Annotated in this window: 1 protein-coding gene; it reads right to left on the bottom strand. The window is 59.9% G+C overall.

Features of this window, described 5'->3' with window-relative positions:
- Positions 1-16: 16 nt before the first annotated feature.
- Positions 17-960 (bottom strand): IS630 family transposase gene (locus PH605_RS25265; protein WP_175422152.1). Its coding sequence is split into 2 segments (ribosomal slippage): positions 17-624 and positions 624-960, totalling 945 coding nucleotides; the frame shifts between segments, so codons are not numbered across the junction.
- Between the last annotated feature and the right edge of the window lie 89 nt (positions 961-1,049).

Raw genomic sequence — 1,049 nt, 5'->3', positions numbered from 1 at the left:
CTAGAGCAGATCCTGTTCAATCCGGGTCATATCCTGCAGCCCTGAAGTAGTTTGCGCATTCTGCGGATGTGAATCGGGGGATCAATGTGCCGACGGCATCCCATAGGGCGTCGATTTTCCGCTCCGCCCGAGCCCGCAGCATGGCTTTCAATTTGGAGAATGCGTTTTCGATGGGATTAAAGTCGGGACTATAGGGTGGCAGGAACATGAGTTTGGCGCCGGCGCGCTCGATGGCGTCGCGCACCCCGGCTGCCTTGTGGGCCGGCAGGTTATCCATAACGACGACGTCGCCGGTCTGAAGGGTCGGCGAGAGCACTTGCTCGACATAGGCCAGGAAGACATTGCCGTTCATCGCTCCATCATAAACGAAGGGTGCGGTCATGCCTGTGAGGCGGAGCGCGCCGGTGAATGTCGTTGTTTTCCAGTGGCCATGCGGCACGCCAGCTCGGCAACGCTCACCTCGAATGGCACGCCCTCGCAGACGCGCCATCTTCGTCGAGAGACTGGTTTCGTCTATAAAGATCAGCTTCTCCGGATCGAGGTCGAGCTGCCCTTCAAACCAGGCTCGCCGGCGTTTCAGGACGTCCGGCCGGTCTTGCTCCAATGCATGTGCGGACTTTTTTTAAACGTCCAGCCGCGGCCCCGCAGCCAGGCGCCGAGCGCGCTTCGGCTGATACCTACTTGCCGCTCAACAGACAGACGCTCGACCATTTCATCGAGCGTCACGTCCTTCCGGTCGTCGATCATGGCCACGACAAACGTCTCATGTGCATCAAGGACCGATGGCCGTCGCCAGCCTTGCGGCCGGGACGTAGGTTCACCGTCACTCGCTCGTGCGATCCACCGGATCGCCGTCGAAATCCCAACCCCGAACCGCGCCGCCGACTGGCGCGCAGACATGCCCGCCGCAGACGCTTTTAACACGCGTAGTCGAAGATCATCGCTCAGTGCTCGTCCCATCATCCACCTCTTTCGCAGTGGATGTTGAATCAGCTCCCGCTCGCCCCGTCACTTCACAATCGATTCATCGATCACAGGATCTGCTCTAG

Source organism: Agrobacterium sp. CFBP 3001 (genome assembly GCF_027871605.1).
GTDB classification, from domain to species: domain Bacteria; phylum Pseudomonadota; class Alphaproteobacteria; order Rhizobiales; family Rhizobiaceae; genus Agrobacterium; species Agrobacterium leguminum.
Note: the sequence above shows the minus strand (reverse complement) of the source record. Positions and strands in the feature narration are given on the sequence as shown.